Source organism: Nocardia sp. NPDC006982 (genome assembly GCF_042869435.1).
Classification (GTDB): Bacteria; Actinomycetota; Actinomycetes; order Mycobacteriales; family Mycobacteriaceae; genus Nocardia.
In genome coordinates, this window is the sequence record NZ_JBIAFV010000002.1 from 36,677 (window position 1) to 51,916 (window position 15,240).

Genomic DNA, 15,240 nt, shown 5'->3' on the forward strand with positions numbered 1-15,240 from the left:
TGAAGTTTAGGGGCGGGGACCGACAGATATCGGCCCCCGCCACAGATCAGGCCTGCGGCTGTCCCGGCTCTTCGGGCTCGGGAGCCGGCTTGGGAGCCGGTGGCACGGACGGCTCCTCAGCCGCGGCCGTGGGCGGCTCCGGCGCGGGCGGCTTCGGTGCGGACGCGGGCGGCTCCGATGCGGAGTGGTCCGTCGGGACCGCCTTCTTGGCGGCCTGCTGCACCTTGCCGATCTTGTCGGAGTATTTGTGGCCGGTCTTCTCGTCGATGAACCCACCGGCCTTGTCGACCGCATCGTAAATTTTGTCGGCGTTCTCGGCTGCCGCGTCCCTGCCCTTGCCGACCAGGCCTTTCAGGGTGTCCACGAGACTCATGCCTGCATTCCTTCCTGTCGACGAACCTAGGTATTCACCCAATATCCTCCCACCAGGAATCCCGGCTCGGCAGGTCATTGGGGTCGATGCGCTGCCCGGGCATCGGCACCGCCACCGCGGTACCGGCCGCCCGTGCCGCCGCGACCATCCGGCGCACCGGCTCCGACCACCCGTGGAATGCCAGGTTGAAGGTCGCCCAGTGGATGGGCACCAGCAGTCCGTGTCCCGGATCGCCGACGCCGAGGTCGGCATGTGCGCGAACCGCCTCCTCCGGGTTCATGTGGATGTCCGGCCAGGCCTCGTCGTAGGCGCCGATCGGCAGCAGCGTCAGATCGAACGGTCCGAGCGCGGCCCCTGCCTCCGCGAAAGCCTTGGTGTATCCGGTATCACCGCCGAAGTAGACCCGCCGCGTCGGACCGATGATGGACCAGGACGCCCACAGTGTGGTGTTGCGCATCAGGCCACGTCCGGAGAAGTGCCGCGCCTCGGTGCAGGTGAGCACCAGATCCGTACCGTCGCGCTCACGCCCCAGCGAGGCGAGGGAAACCGAACCACCCCAATCCAATTCGACGATCCGATGTTCGGGCACGCCCCAGTGCCGCAGATGCGCGCCGATGCCGATCGGCACCAGGAAGGGCGCGGCCTGCCCAGCCACCAGCTGACGGATCGTCGCCTTGTCCAGATGGTCGTAGTGATCGTGCGAGATCAGCACCGCATCCACCTGCGGCAGTTCCGACAGCGGCGTCGGCACCGGATGCAGCCGGGCCGGACCGACCAGCGCGGACGGCGAAACCCGTTCGCTCCAAACCGGATCGGTGAGAATCCGGTAGCCGTCGACCTCGATGAGCGCCGATGCGTGCCCGTACCAGGTGACCGCGAGATCGGCGGCCTCAGTCGGCACGTCGGGGGTGGCCAGCGGAACCGCATTGCGCGGACGACCGGCATTACGCCGGGTCAGCGCCGAAATCAGCAGGGACGGAGCGGCTCCCGAGACGAACTGGGTGCTCGGCTCGGTGTTGTGGAACTGCCGATTGCGATAGCTCACCGCGCCGGTGGCATAGGGCGCAATGGCATTGATGGAGGCGCCGATCGCCGACGGGATGTCCCAGACCGCGCGCACCACCCACGCGAGGCCGAGTGCACCGGCGGCAATGCCCACTATCTTCTTCGGATTCATTTATCGCCCCACGAATTTCGCCGCGCGCTTCTCTGCCCTGGCCAGCCGCCCCTCCTGGGCGTCCTGACTGGTCCACGCCGCCTCGAGCGCCGCACGCTGCTGCGCGCTCTCCGGATCGCGGGTGCCGTCATCGTTGAGCTCCAACTTCATATGCCGCAGCGACAGCGGGGCCAGCTGGGCGATCGATTTGGCCCAGGCCTGTGCGTCGGCCAGCGTGCCGAGTCGGTTGGCGAAGCCGAAGGCGTAGGCATCGGCGGCCGATACCGATTCCGCGCCGAGCAAAATGGTCCGGGCCGGGCCACCGCCGATCAGCGATGCCAGCCGCCGCACGGTCCAGCGGTCCACGGTGATGCCGAGCTTGGCGGCCGGAATGGCGATATAGGCGTCGGGTTCCATGACCCGCAGATCCGAGGCCAGCGCGATCTGCACGCCCGCGCCGAGCGCACCGCCGTTGATCGCCGCGATCACCGGAACCGGCACGGATTCGATCGTGTGCAGCATGTCGGGCAGGGCCGTCAGGAATTCCTCCGCGTAGACCCCGGACAGGTCCGCGCCCGCGCTGAAGAGGGATCCCCGACCGGTGAGCACAATCACCTTGGCTTCCTCGGCCGCCGTCAACACTGCTTCGCGGAGCCGAGTGACGAGTTCGAAGTTCAGCGCGTTACGCCGTTCCTCGCGCTGTAGTTCGATAGTGACGACATCGCCATCGCGGCTAACGTCGAGCATGCATCCTCCCCAACTGACCGGTTCGAGTGGTTACATCAACTCTGCCACAGGTGGCCGAACATACCGACCAAGCCGATACGATCTCGGTTTGTGCCGACAGACTTCCCCATCCTGGTGATCGGTGCTGGTCAGGCCGGGCTGTCGGCCGGTCACCACCTGCAGCGCATCGGATTGCGCCCGGAACGGGACTTCCTCATCGTCGATCACGCACCGGGACCCGGCGGGGCCTGGCAGTTTCGGTGGCCATCGCTCACCCTGACCACCGTCAATCGGGTACATGACCTACCGGGCATGTCCTTCGCCGAGACATTGCCCCCGGATTCCGACGCCGTGCCGGCGGCCACCGCGGTGCCGCACTATTACGAGTTGTACGAGAAGAGATTCGATCTGCGGGTGCGCAGACCGGTCTCGGTGACCGTGGTCTGCGACCGCAATACCGACGGAAGCCCCTGTGCCGCAGGGCCCGATCTCGCGGCGGGTCGGGGCACGACGCTGAATGTCGAGACCGATACCGCGGGCACGATCCGGGTGCGTGGCCTGATCAATGGCACCGGCACCTGGGAACATCCCTTCATTCCGCGCTACCCGGGTGCGCAGACCTTCGCCGGACGCCAGCTGCACACCCGCGACTACCGCACCGCCGACGAGTTCGCGGGCAAGCATGTCGTGGTGGTCGGCGGCGGAGTGTCGGCCGTTCAGTTGTTGGATGAGATCTCGCAGGTCACCACCACTACCTGGGTGACTCGTCGCGAGCCGGTATTCCGTGACGCGCCGTTCGCCGAGGAGGACGGCCGCGCGGCCGTCGCCATAGTGGAGGATCGGGTGCGGCACGGTCTGCCGCCGGGTTCTGTGGTTTCGGTCACCGGATTGCGGCTCGACGATCGACTGCGCGCCGCACGAGCTCGCGGGGCGCTGCAGCGGCATCCGATATTCGCGAGCATCGAACCGGATGGGGTGCGCTGGCCCGACGGTACGTTCCAGCACGCAGACGTGATCCTGTGGGCGACCGGATTCCGCAGTGCCCTGGATCATTTGGCCCCACTACGCCTGCGCGGTCCGGGCGGCGGCATCACCATGACCGGCCGCCTCGCCACCCAGGTAGCCGTCGACCCGCGCATCCACTTGATCGGCTACGGCCCGTCCGCGAGCACCATCGGCGCCAACCGAGCCGGGCGCGCCGCCGCCCAAGAGCTGACGGCCCACCTCGGCCTGCGCTGAAGTTCTAGAGGAGTCCGGCGGTGAAAGTGGTCGGATCGGGGCCGATGCGGGCGCCCGTGTCGAGTGCGTTGATGGCGTTCATCTGGTCGCGGGTGAGTTCGAAACCGAAGACGTCGAAGTTGGCGGCGATGCGGGACGGGGTGACCGACTTCGGGATGACGACAATGCCCTGCTGGAGGTGCCACCGGATGAGTACCTGGGCCGGGGTGCCGCCGACCTCTTGGGCGATGGAGACGATGGTGTGATCATCGAGCAGCGTGCCCTGCCCGAGCGGACTCCACGCCTCGGTGGCAATGGCATTCGCATCGTGGAAGGCGCGCAGCTCGCGCTGCGCCAGCCGGGGATGCAATTCGACCTGGTTGACGGTCGGAATCTCGCCGGTCTCGCCGATGACCCGCTCCAGATCGGCCACAGTGAAGTTCGACACACCGATCGAACGCACCCGGCCCTGCGCCTTCAGTGTCTGCAGGGCCTTGAAGGTCTCGATGAAGCGATCGGCCTGCGCCACCGGCCAGTGGATGAGATAGAGATCGAGGTAGTCCAGGCCGAGCCGAGCCATGCTGGCGTCGAAGGCGCGCAGCGTGGAGTCGTAGCCCTGGTCGGAATTCCACAGCTTGGTGGTGAGATAGACCTCGTCGCGCGGCAGCCCGAATTCCCGGATGGCGCGGCCGGTGCCCTCCTCGTTGCCGTAGATCGCGGCGGTATCGATGCTGCGATAGCCCGCCTCCAGCGCGGCGGTGACGACCGGCTGGACGTCCTCCGGCGGTACTTGGAACACACCGAAGCCGAGCTGCGGGATTACGTTCCCGTCGTTCAGCACGATCGAGGGAATGGCGCTGGTCTCGCTTCTGAAGGTCACATTCCGACCGTAGAAGTGCCGCGCCGCGTCGTCAACGAGAACCCCTGGTGTGTTGACCTCCGGTTTTCCTCGCGGGATCGCGTTTGTGCTGGTTACCGAGGGTCGTCAGGACCGACCGAGGCGGCGATAGCGGGTATGGCGGGAGGCGCGGATCTCGTCGAGCGGACGGGCACGCAGCCCGGTGAGCTCTTCGGCGATGGCGGCGACCATGCGGCGGGCGAAGTCGACCGGTTCGTCGGCGGCGTCGGGAAATTCCGGGACGATGCGGTCGACGACACCGTCGGCGAGCAGGTCGGTGGCGCGGATGCCCTGTGCGTCGGCCAGTTCGGGGGCGTGCTCGGTATCGCGGTAGACGATGGCACTCGCCCCTTCCGGCGGCAGCGGCGCGAGCCAGCCGTGGGTGGCGGCCAAGACTCGGTCGGCGGGCAGCAGCGCCAATGCGCCGCCGCCGGTGCCCTGACCGAGCAGGACCGAGACCGTCGGGGTGTCGAGCGTCACCAGATCGGCTATGCAGCGGGCGATTTCGGGGGCGAGCCCACGCTCCTCGGCCTCCTTCGACAGGGCCGCACCGACCGTGTCGATCACCAACACCAGCGGCAGCCGCAATTCCTCGGCCAGCGCCATACTGCGCCGGGCCTCGCGCAATGCGGCGGGTCCCATGGTGTGTTCGCCCTGCTGCCCCGAGCGGTCGTGACCGAAAACAATGCACGGCTGCCCACGAAAACGGGCCAGCGCATGCACCATGGTGCGATCGGATTCGCCCTGCCCGGTGCCGCTGAGCGGAACCCGTTGCGTCACATGGCGCAATAGGTCACGGATACCGGGCCGACCTGGGTGGCGCGAGATCTGAACCGATTCCCAAGCCGGAACATCCGCGGCCGCATTCCCGGTCCTGCGCACCGGCGCGGCCCAACCGGGTTCCGCCGCAACAGGATCCGGCACACCACTGAGCACACTCAACGCACGATGCGCGATCCGGCGGAACACCGAAACCGGCAGCACACCATCGATCACGCCGCTGCGGTACAGATTCTCCGCGACCTGCACACCTGCCGGAAAATCCCTGCCGTACAACGCTTTATAGACGCGCGGACCGAGAAAGCCGATGAGTGCGCCGGGTTCGGCGAAGGTGATATGCCCCAGCGAACCCCAGGACGCGAAGACGCCGCCCATCGTGGGATTGCGCAGATAGACCAGATACGGATGCCCGGCCGCCTTGTGCGCCGCGACCGCACCCGCGATCTTCACCATCTGCACGAAAGCGACTGTGCCCTCCTGCATTCTGGTACCGCCGGAGGTCGGCGACGCAACCAGGGGCAGGCCGAGTTCGGTGGCGCGCTCGACCGCCGAGACGATGCGCTCGGCCGCGGCCACCCCGATCGAACCCGCCAGAAATCCGAACTCGCAGGCGATTACGGCCACGCGTCGACCACGCAGCAGACCTTCGCCGGTCAGCACCGCCTCATCTGTGCCGGCCGCCAGCTCAGCCTTGCGCAGATCCTCGCGGTATCGCGGGGATGCGGCCACCGTCACCGGTGGCCGATCCCAGCTGATAAACGAGTCCGAGTCGAGCAGTTGCCCGAGCAACTCCCGCGCCGAAATCCTCACCGAGCGAGCCTAGGGGATGGCAGCCGGCGGAGCCGGCGGGGTGGGTAAGGCTCAGCCACTCGATTCGGGGCCGACGCGACAGACGCGAACGCTCAGTAGCCCTGCATGACCTTGCGTAGGGCGTACTCGGTGAGCGAGACCAGCGCCTGCTTGGCGGGTTCGCGCCGGCGGGCGTCGATGGACAGGATCGGCACATCCGCAGGCACCGCAAGGGCCTGACGGATGTCCTCGATCGGATACCGCGGTGCGTCGTCGAATTCGTTGAGCGCAACCAGGAACGGTAGATTGCGCGCTTCGAAGTAGTCGACGGCCGCGAAGCTGTCCTCGAGTCTGCGGGTGTCGACCAGCACCACGGCGCCGATGGCGCCGCGGATCAGGTCGTCCCACATGAACCAGAAGCGGTACTGGCCGGGCGTGCCGAACAGGTACAGAACCAGATCGTCGGCGAGGCTGATCCGGCCGAAGTCCATCGCCACCGTGGTGGTCGACTTCATCGGAATACCGGTCAGATTGTCGATTCCGGTACTGGCATTGGTCACCAATGCCTCGGTGCGCAGCGGAACGATCTCCGAGACGGCACCCACCAACGTGGTCTTACCGACACCGAAGCCGCCAGCGACCACGATCTTCGCCGAAGTCGGTTTGCTGGTGCGGGTATCGACCTGTGCCGTCGAATCAAATACGCCGGAGTCCACTGAGAACCCTTTCGATCAGCTCGCGACGTTCATCGTCGCTGGAATCGTCTTTCAAAGTCGCCGAAACTCGCACATGCCCGGCCTCGATGAGGTCGGCCACGAGCACGCGGGCCACCCCGATGGGTATACCCAAACGCGCTGCCACTTCAGCAACGGACGGCGATTCTCTGCACAACTCCACGATGGACGTCTCGATGTTGGTCAGTTCGAACTGCCGCTCCAGGGCGACCGGATGCGATGCGACAAGTGCCTCCAACGCCAACTCGACCGCGGGCCTGGTTCGGCCCGCAGTCAAGGAGTACGGGCGAACGAGACTCGGCTCGGCGCTCCCCATGCGGTGATCGTCTATGTCCATCCCACCATCAGGAACCCATCGTGACGCGTGGCGTGGCCTGCACCGTCTGGCCGACACGCTCGACCAACAGGGCCATTTCGTAGCCCACCTGGCCGATATCGCAGGAAGTATTCGTCAGCACCGCAAGATACGAGCCGTCGCCGACTGCCATGAGTAGCAGGTAGCCGTGCTCCATCTCGACTACCGACTGCAGCACGGTGCCGCCCTCGAATAGATTCGAGACGCCTACCGAGAGGCTGGCCAGTCCGGCGGTAACGGCCGACAGCTGTTCGGCACGGTCCACCGGCAGCTGCGCGCTCGCCGCCATGAGTAGGCCGTCAGCCGAGACCAGGACGGCATGAGCTACGCCAGGAACCTCGTTGGCGAAGTTCGAAACCAGCCAATCCAGCTGACGATTCGTACCACCTAGATCGGGGTTCATCGGTCTCCTTTATCTCCGGTTAGGTTCATTGCCTTCATTGCGCGGCCATCCCGGACGCCCTGCTGGTGACGACTCAAGCTGGACCTGATCGTTTCTGGATCGCGACGCGGCGCGCGATCGGCGTTGCCGGTGACACCGCCGGGGACCAGCCTCCCGCCCGGATTGCGTTGAGGCAACCCGGCGGCCGTCTTTGTTTCGGCCTGGGCCTCGCTGGCGCGGCGGGCCGCCTGCCAGCCCTCGTCGCCGGGTGATTCGAAGGAGGCAGCAACTTGGGACCGGTCCTGGTTGGGATCCGATAGCCACGCCGACATCATTTCGGCGAAGATCGGTGTCCCGCCCATCACCGAATCAGAGTCGACGGCTGGCTGCAACCTGGTCTGGAAGAACGACGCCGCCTTTTCCGGATCGGGCTTGAAGCTGTGCCGGCCCGGATCGCGCGGTGCGGTCGTCGCCCCGCTCTCGGACATCGCGGGTGTCTCACCGCCGGCCGCGGGCTGGGCCGCACCACGATCCCGTCGCGGCAGACCGACACCCGGCGGAACTTCCTTGCGCGGCAGCACGGTCGCTCCCGGATCGCGCTGCGGCAGACCGGTAGCAGCCGACTCCCGCTGCGGCAGGCTGTCGCGGGAAGGTAGCAGACCGTCGCGCTGGGGCAGGCCGCTCGGCGTCCCGCCCGACTGACGCTGCGGCAGACCGGTCGGAGCCTCACGCTGCGGCAAACCGTTCGCGGGTGACTGACGCTGTGGCAGACCGGTGGCACCGGACTCCCGCTGCGGCAGACCGCCAGAAGCGGAATCCCGCTGCGGCAAGCCCGAACCGGTGTCCCGCTGCGGCAGGCCATTCGAGGCCGAATCGCGTTGCGGTAGACCGCCGGTGCTCTCACGCTGCGGCAGACTGCTCAACGGATCACGCAACGGATCACGCTTCGGCAGGCCACCGGTGCTCTCACGCTGCGGCAAACCGCCCGTGCTCTCACGCTGCGGCAGACCACCCAGAGCATCACGCTGCGGCAGACCACCGGAAGCGGAATCCCGCTGCGGCAAGCCCGAACCGGTGTCCCGCGGCGGGATACCGGTCACGCGGGACTCACGCTGCGGCAGACCATTCGATGCGGAATCCCGTTGCGGTAGACCGCCGGTGCTCTCACGCTGCGGCAAGCCACTGGCGCTTTCACGCTGCGGCAAACCGCCAGAGCTCTCACGCTGCGGCAGACTGCTCAACGGATCACGCAACGGATCACGCTTCGGCAGGCCACCGGTGCTCTCACGCTGCGGCAGGCCACCGGTGCTCTCACGCTGCGGCAAACCGCCCGTGCTCTCACGCTGCGGCAGACCACCCGTGCTCTCACGCTGCGGCAAACCATTCGGCGTTTCCCGCTGCGGCAGACCGCTCGCAGGCGACTGACGCTGCGGCAAACCGGTCGCGCCCGGCTCCCGCTGCGGCAGACCGCCAGCGGCCGAATCCCGCTGTGGCAGGCCACCGGCGGCCGAATCCCGTTGCGGCAGTCCGGTCGAACCAGGCTCACGCTTCGGCAATCCACCCGACGCATCACGCTGCGGCAGACCCGATCCGGTATCGCGCGGCGGCACGCCGCCTGCACCCGGTTCGCGCTGCGGCAGACCGTTCAGTCCCGACGCACGCTGCGGCAGACCGCCCGCGCCCTCGCGCGGCGGCGCACCGTTGCTGCCCGGCTGACGCTGCGGCAGACCACCACTGGGCTGACCGCCCTCCGGCACACCATTCGTGCCGGGCTGACGCTGCGGCAGTCCACCCGAGTTCAAATTCCGCGGCGGCAGACCGCCACCGGAAACCGTCGGCTCGGCGCCCGGCCGACTCGGCGGCGGACCGCCCGGAGTGACATTGCGTCTCGGCAGATTCGCCGCGGCGAGCTTGCCGCGCTGCGGACCGCTCGGTGCCTGTCCGGCCGATGGGCGCAGGGTCGGATTCGGTTGCGCCGGTTCCTGACGCAGCCCGGAGGCGCCCGAGGACATGGTCGAGCCGGGCGAACGCTGTGGTAGCCCGCCCGCCGTCGGGATCGGACCACTGCCCGCTGCCGGTGCCGGACTGCTCGTCGAAATCGGTCCGCTCACACCGGGATCGACGGTGACCATGACATTGCCACCCGGCGTCCTGGTGATCGCGCGCATCTGCATCGATGCCGCGGCGGACTGCCGTTGCGGAGCGGCCGCGGCGACCTGCGGTGCGGCCTGCGGCATCGCCGTGGTCTGGCCCTGTCCGAGCACGATCAGACCGGCCGGGACCTGCACGGTGACCGTGACGCCTGGATCGCGTGCGGTATCGAAGGTCGGGCGCAGGCGCACGGTGAGTCCGTGGCGCTCGGCCAACCGGCCGACCACGAAAAGACCCATGTGCCGCGCCGTGTCCGGACCCGGCTCGGCGGTCTGCTCGAGCCGCCGGTTGATATCGGCCATTTCACTGGGCGGCATACCGATGCCGCGGTCCGCGACCTCGATGAGCATGCCCTGGTCGTGTCCCTGCGCGAAGGTGAACTTCACGTCGGTCTCCGGCGGCGACGCGCGTAGCGCATTGTCCAATAGCTCGGCGAACAGGTGCGCCATATCCGAGGCGGCGGGCTCGACCAGCGAACCACGCGGTGTCGCACCGAGCTTCACGCGTTCGTAGTCCTCGACCTCGGAGATCGCCGCACGCAGCACGTCCGCGATCTCGACCGGCGCGGACTTGCTGCGCCGCTGCCGGGTACCGGCGAGGATCAGCAGGTTGTCACCGTTACGGCGCATACGAGCCGCGAGGTGGTCCAGCCGGAACAGGTTTTCCAGCAGGCGCGGATCCTTCTCGTCGTACTCCATCGCCTCGATCAGGCTGAGCTGATGGTCGACGAGAGACTTGGAGCGCCGCGCCAGGGTTTCGAACATGTCGTTGACCTGGACACGCATCTGCGCCTGGTCACTGGCCAAACGCAGCGCCTGGCCGTGGATATCGTCGACGGCGCGGGCCAGCTGACCGATTTCCTCGTGGCTGCGGATCGGCATCGGCTCGAGCGGCACATCCTCGGGGGACGCGCCGTTACGCAGCTGGGCGACCTCGTGCGGCAGATCGCTCTCGGCCACGCGCAGCGCGGCCAGACGCAGCCGGTGCAGCGGCACGATCATCGAGCGCGCGACGAACACCGCGAGCAACAGCGCGGCGAGAATGGTCGCGATGACGACCGCGGTATAGGTCCACGCGCCGGTGTTGGCGTTGGACACCAGCGAACTCATCGCCGAGTCGATGTCCTTGGTGGACTTGGCGACCACGCGCTCGTAGACATCGAGGCTGCCGGTGAGCGAGTTCTTCAGATCACCGACCGGGATCTTGCCGGACTGGGCCTCCGGGCTGGTCAGCAGTGAGATCCGGTTATCGATACCGGCCCGCAGATCGGCGATCGAGGTATCGCCATCGGAAAAGCGGTGGGCAAGCACGTTGAGCATCGCCCGCTCGGTATTGGCCGCGGTGATCGCGCTCTGCACGCCCGCCGCCGAACCGCGCAGCACCTCGGGGAATGCGGCGACCTCAGCGACCAGCGCGTAACGGGTGTTCAACGAGTCGACCAGCCGCAGCTTCGCCTGTTCGATGGCCTGATCACTGACCTGGCCGACCGTGGACTCCACAATGTGCACACTGTCGTTGCGGACCCTGTCGATCGTCCCGATGACTTCGGCCGGGGTCTGCGTCGAGACGTTCTTGCCCTGGGCGCGCACCGCCTTGGCCTGGGTGATCATGTCTTCCAGCGCGCCGCGCGCGCCGGCAACACCGTCGACCTTGCCGACCGACTGCTCGGCATCGGCGATGACCTTGTCGAGGTCGGCCAGGTTCTTGTCCGACACGATCGACACGTTCGGCATGATCGAAATCATCTGCGAACCGGCGGTCGTCGCCGTCTGCGCACTCAGCGCGGTGACGGCAGGAATCGCCTCGATGTTCTTCGCGGCGGCGTCCAGTCGGTTCGCCTCGGCGAACTCGGTGGTAATCCTGGACACGCCGAGCCCAACCGCGACTGCCAGCGGAACGGCCAGGACCGCCGTAACCTTCCAGCGCAGGTCCCAGTTGCCGAGCGCCCAGCGTTTGCTGCCGGACCTTGCGGCGTCACGCATCTCCCACTCACTTTCCAAACTGGCCCCAACCACGTGCCATCAGCGAACCTAGACAATCGCATGCTGGCTCGACAGGCAGAGCTGGCCGAGGAACTGCGGCTGGCCGAGAAATTGCGTCTACGACGGCCCAAATAAGTGACATCAGATTCTAACGGATCAATAACAGCTTGGGTGACGTTGAGTATAGCTACGGGCCTTGACCTGCCGATAGCTGGCAAAACCAAAGGTCGCGGCACCCACCCGGGCGTCGCGTGAAGTCTGCCACAATCGTGCTGATCTATCGAGGCGGGCATCGAGGCGAGGCTAGGGAGTCACGGGATTGACGGAAAACCAGACGTACCGGCCGGTCTATCAGACCAGCTTGGTCGATCCCGCTGAGTTCTGGGCCGAGGCGGCCGAGGCGATCGATTGGGTGACCCCGCCGGCCCACATCGTCGACACCACGGCTCGCTCGATGGCCAGGTGGTTTCCGGATGCTCGCCTCAACACCTCCTTCAACGCCCTCGACCGGCATGTGCACGGCGGCAACACTCCGGACGAAGCAAGCCGGGCCGATCAGCCCGCCCTAATATACGACTCCGCTATGACCGGCACCAGAGGCGTTTTCACCTACGCCGAACTACTCGCCGAGGTGGCCGAGTTCGCCGGTGCGATGGCACGTTTGGGTGTCGCCGCGGGCGACCGCGTGGTCATCTACCTGCCGATGATCCCCGAGGCGGTGATCGCCATGCTGGCCTGCGCCCGCATCGGCGCGGTGCATTCGGTGGTCTTCGGCGGCTTCGCCGCACCCGAGCTGGCCGCCCGCATCGATGATGCCGAACCTGTGTTGATCATCACTGCCTCGGGCGGGCTGGAGCCGGGCCGAACGATCGACTACCCGCCGATCGTGTTGCAGGCCCTCGACCTCGCCGAGACGAGCGCACCGCGTCACGTGATCGTCAAGCAGCGACCGGAATTTCCGACCATCCACTTCCCCACGCCACAGCCCGCCACCGAATCACTGCCGAGTTCCACCCAGACCGTCGCGGCGCAATGGCTCGATTGGGCAGACGCGGTGCGCGATGCGCAACCCGCCGATCCGGTTCCGGTCGCCGCGACCGATCCGCTCTATATCCTCTACACCTCCGGCACGACCGGGAAGCCCAAGGGCGTGGTCCGCGACAACGGCGGACATGCGGTCGCCCTGTCCTGGTCCATGCGCAATATCTACGACGTCGGGCCGGGCCAGGTGATGTGGGCCGCCTCGGATGTCGGCTGGGTCGTCGGACATTCGTACATCGTCTACGCGCCGCTGCTCGTCGGCGCGACAACGCTGCTTTACGAAGGCAAACCGGTCGGGACACCGGATGCGGGCGCGTACTGGCGGGTGGTCGCCGAGCACAACGTGCGGGTGCTGTTCACCGCGCCGACCGCGCTGCGCGCCATTCGCAAGGCCGATCCGGACGCCGCTCTCGCCCACGGCCACGACCTGTCCTCGCTGCGCGCATTGTTCTGCGCCGGTGAGCGTTTGGATCCGGCCACCTACGAGTGGGCCAGCGAAACACTGCTCGCCGATCGGCCCGACTGCCCGGTGGTCGACCACTGGTGGCAGACCGAGACCGGCTGGCCGATCTGCGCGAATCTACTCGGCCTGCAGCAACTTCCGATCAAGGCGGGTTCGGCGTCGGTGCCGGTACCCGGCTTCCGGCTGCGGGTGCTCGATGCCGAGGGCAATCCGGTCGCACCGGGCACCGAAGGCAATATCGTCATCGGCCTGCCACTACCACCAGGGACACTAACCGGGCTATGGCGCGATGAAGACCGCTTCCAACGCTCCTATATGTCGGCGTTCCCGGGTCACTACCTCACCGGCGACTCCGGATACTTCGATGACGACGGGTACCTCTACGTGCTCGGCCGCAGCGACGATGTGATCAATATGGCCGGGCACCGGCTCTCGGCGGGCAGCATCGAGGCCGCCATCGCCGGACACGAAGCCGTCGCCGAATGCGCGGTTATCGGCCTGCCCGACGAACTCAAGGGCCAGCGGCCGATCGCCTACGTGGTACTCAAGTCCGGCGTCGAGATCGATCCGGACCGCCTGCGCGACGAACTGATCGCCCGGGTGCGCGAGCAGATCGGCGCGATCGCCACCCTGCACGACGCCGTCGTCGTCACCGCGCTGCCCAAAACCAGGTCGGGCAAGATCCTGCGCAAGACGATCCGGCAGATCACCGCGGGCGATACCTACGAGGTGCCGTCCACCATCGAAGATGCCTCGGTGCTCGCCGCACTCGAGGTCCAGATCCGGGCCAGCCGCCCGCAGGAGCCCGGCCCGGAAGTCGTTGCACCCAACGGCGATCCGATTGTGCCGTCATAACTTTGCGATTGCATTGCGTTTCACCCCTTAGAGAATCCTCAGGGATAATTCACACATGCGCCAGTGCGGGGCAATAGCGTCTAGGGCGCTGGATCCACAGCACCCTCGAAGCATCATGACCCCGAAAATCTGGAGGCACACCCCATGAAGCTCTTCCGCAGTCGCCCGGCCGTCGCCGCTCTCGCCGCAGGCGGCATGGCCAGTGTGGCCGTGTTGCTCTCCCCGGCCATCGCGGCCGCGGATCCGATGACGCTGGCCGGGCCGCTGCTGACCTCCGACTGCTCCTTCGCCCAGGTCGATGCGGCGCTGCACGCCAAGGCCCCGCAGCTGGCGGCGATGCTCGACTCGAACCCGACCCAGAAGGCCGAACTGCAGCGCAAGTTCGATCAGCCGGTCGAACAGCGTCGCGCCGAACTCCAGGCGGCGATCAACGAGAACCCCGGCGCCGCGCAGGACGCCGAGAACGACCCGCGTGCATCCGGGCTGGCCGAGACCATCCGCACCGTGGCCGAAGCCTGCCACAGCTACTGAGCTCATCAGTCGGCCCGTCATCATCGGAGATGATCGGCAACACCTGTCGGTGTGGACGGAAGATCGGGGAGTCCGGCGAGCACAATGAGTGATGTGACCGAGCGGAGCGCGAACCCGACCGTCCTTGTCGTCGACGATGACGAGGACGTGCTCGCGTCGGTCGAGCGCGGCCTGCGCCTGTCCGGCTTCCAGGTGCGGGTCGCCCGCGACGGCGCCGAGGCGCTGCGCAGCGTGACCGACCAAGCGCCCGACGCGGTGGTGCTCGATATGAATATGCCGGTGCTCGACGGTGCGGGCGTGGTGACGGCACTTCGGGCGTTGGGCAATGAAGTCCCGATCTGTGTGCTCAGCGCCCGCGCCTCCGTCGACGACCGGATCTCCGGACTGGAGTCCGGCGCCGACGACTATCTGACCAAGCCGTTCGTCCTGGCCGAATTGGTGGCGCGGATCAAGGCGCTGCTGCGCCGCCGCTCGGACGTTCCGGCCCCCGCCACGCCGGGCGCGATCACGGTCGGCCCGCTGGAAGTCGATGTCGCCGGATACCGGGCACTGTTGAACGGCCGCGAAATCGAGCTCACCAAGCGCGAATTCGAGCTGCTGTCCACGCTGGCCCGCAATGCGGGCGTGGTGCTGAGCCGCGAGCGGCTGCTGGAATTGGTGTGGGGCTACGACTTCGCCGCCGACACCAATGTGGTCGACGTCTTCGTCGGATATTTGCGGCGCAAGCTGGAGGTCGAGGGCACGCCACGGCTGCTGCACACGGTCCGCGGCGTCGGATTCGTGCTGCGAGCGCCCAAGTGAGTTGG

General features: G+C 67.2%; 13 protein-coding genes. 4 read left to right on the forward strand and 9 right to left on the reverse strand.

Annotated elements, in window-relative coordinates:
• Positions 1 to 46: 46 nt before the first annotated feature.
• From ACFYOW_RS09190 to ACFYOW_RS09200, 3 genes are read right to left on the reverse strand one after another with little or no spacing between them, the layout of a single operon-like run.
• Complete coding sequence (locus tag ACFYOW_RS09190) at positions 47 to 373, reverse strand: antitoxin (protein WP_387286178.1); 327 nt, start codon at positions 371 to 373, stop codon at positions 47 to 49.
• Between the two features lie 34 nt (positions 374 to 407).
• The gene (locus tag ACFYOW_RS09195) at positions 408 to 1,550 is read right to left on the reverse strand and encodes an MBL fold metallo-hydrolase (protein WP_387286180.1); all 1,143 of its coding nucleotides are present in this window, start codon (positions 1,548 to 1,550) and stop codon (positions 408 to 410) included.
• The gene (locus ACFYOW_RS09200; RefSeq protein ID WP_387286182.1) at positions 1,551 to 2,276 is read right to left on the reverse strand and encodes an enoyl-CoA hydratase; all 726 of its coding nucleotides are present in this window, start codon (positions 2,274 to 2,276) and stop codon (positions 1,551 to 1,553) included. It abuts the gene before it with no gap.
• Between the two features lie 90 nt (positions 2,277 to 2,366).
• Between ACFYOW_RS09200 and ACFYOW_RS09205 the strand changes: the two genes are divergently transcribed.
• Complete coding sequence (locus ACFYOW_RS09205) at positions 2,367 to 3,494, forward strand: NAD(P)-binding domain-containing protein (RefSeq protein WP_387286184.1); 1,128 nt, start codon at positions 2,367 to 2,369, stop codon at positions 3,492 to 3,494.
• Positions 3,495 to 3,498: 4 nt separating this feature from the next.
• Here the strand turns inward: ACFYOW_RS09205 and ACFYOW_RS09210 are convergent, their stop codons facing one another.
• From ACFYOW_RS09210 to ACFYOW_RS09235, 6 genes are all read right to left on the reverse strand, one after another.
• Positions 3,499 to 4,353 (reverse strand): aldo/keto reductase, encoded by an 855-nt coding sequence (locus tag ACFYOW_RS09210; protein ID WP_387286186.1) that lies wholly within the window; start codon positions 4,351 to 4,353, stop codon positions 3,499 to 3,501.
• A gap of 105 nt (positions 4,354 to 4,458) precedes the next feature.
• On the reverse strand, positions 4,459 to 5,961 hold the full coding sequence (locus ACFYOW_RS09215; RefSeq protein WP_387286187.1) for a carboxyl transferase domain-containing protein: 1,503 nt from the start codon (positions 5,959 to 5,961) through the stop codon (positions 4,459 to 4,461).
• A gap of 92 nt (positions 5,962 to 6,053) precedes the next feature.
• On the reverse strand, positions 6,054 to 6,656 hold the full coding sequence (locus tag ACFYOW_RS09220) for an ATP/GTP-binding protein (RefSeq protein WP_174414979.1): 603 nt from the start codon (positions 6,654 to 6,656) through the stop codon (positions 6,054 to 6,056).
• Positions 6,637 to 7,011 carry a DUF742 domain-containing protein gene (locus tag ACFYOW_RS09225; RefSeq protein ID WP_040686485.1) on the reverse strand — a complete coding sequence of 125 codons (375 nt, stop codon included), beginning with the start codon at positions 7,009 to 7,011 and terminating at the stop codon, positions 6,637 to 6,639. Before ACFYOW_RS09225 ends, ACFYOW_RS09220 begins: the two co-directional genes overlap by 20 nt.
• Before the next feature lie 7 nt (positions 7,012 to 7,018).
• Positions 7,019 to 7,432 carry a roadblock/LC7 domain-containing protein gene (locus ACFYOW_RS09230; protein ID WP_011207200.1) on the reverse strand — a complete coding sequence of 138 codons (414 nt, stop codon included), beginning with the start codon at positions 7,430 to 7,432 and terminating at the stop codon, positions 7,019 to 7,021.
• Positions 7,429 to 11,544, reverse strand: a complete 4,116-nt coding sequence (locus ACFYOW_RS09235) for an ATP-binding protein (RefSeq protein WP_387286189.1) — start codon at positions 11,542 to 11,544, stop codon at positions 7,429 to 7,431. The genes ACFYOW_RS09230 and ACFYOW_RS09235 overlap by 4 nt, the downstream gene beginning before the upstream one ends.
• A 319-nt stretch (positions 11,545 to 11,863) precedes the next feature.
• Between ACFYOW_RS09235 and ACFYOW_RS09240 the strand changes: the two genes are divergently transcribed.
• From ACFYOW_RS09240 to ACFYOW_RS09250, 3 genes are all read left to right on the forward strand, one after another.
• Positions 11,864 to 13,903 carry an AMP-binding protein gene (locus ACFYOW_RS09240; protein WP_387286191.1) on the forward strand — a complete coding sequence of 680 codons (2,040 nt, stop codon included), beginning with the start codon at positions 11,864 to 11,866 and terminating at the stop codon, positions 13,901 to 13,903.
• 144 nt (positions 13,904 to 14,047) lie between these two features.
• Positions 14,048 to 14,434: a hemophore-related protein gene (locus ACFYOW_RS09245; protein ID WP_387286193.1), complete on the forward strand. Its 387-nt coding sequence runs from the start codon at positions 14,048 to 14,050 to the stop codon at positions 14,432 to 14,434.
• A gap of 84 nt (positions 14,435 to 14,518) precedes the next feature.
• Positions 14,519 to 15,235 (forward strand): response regulator transcription factor, encoded by a 717-nt coding sequence (locus tag ACFYOW_RS09250; RefSeq protein WP_387286195.1) that lies wholly within the window; start codon positions 14,519 to 14,521, stop codon positions 15,233 to 15,235.
• The last annotated feature ends 5 nt before the right edge of the window (positions 15,236 to 15,240 follow it).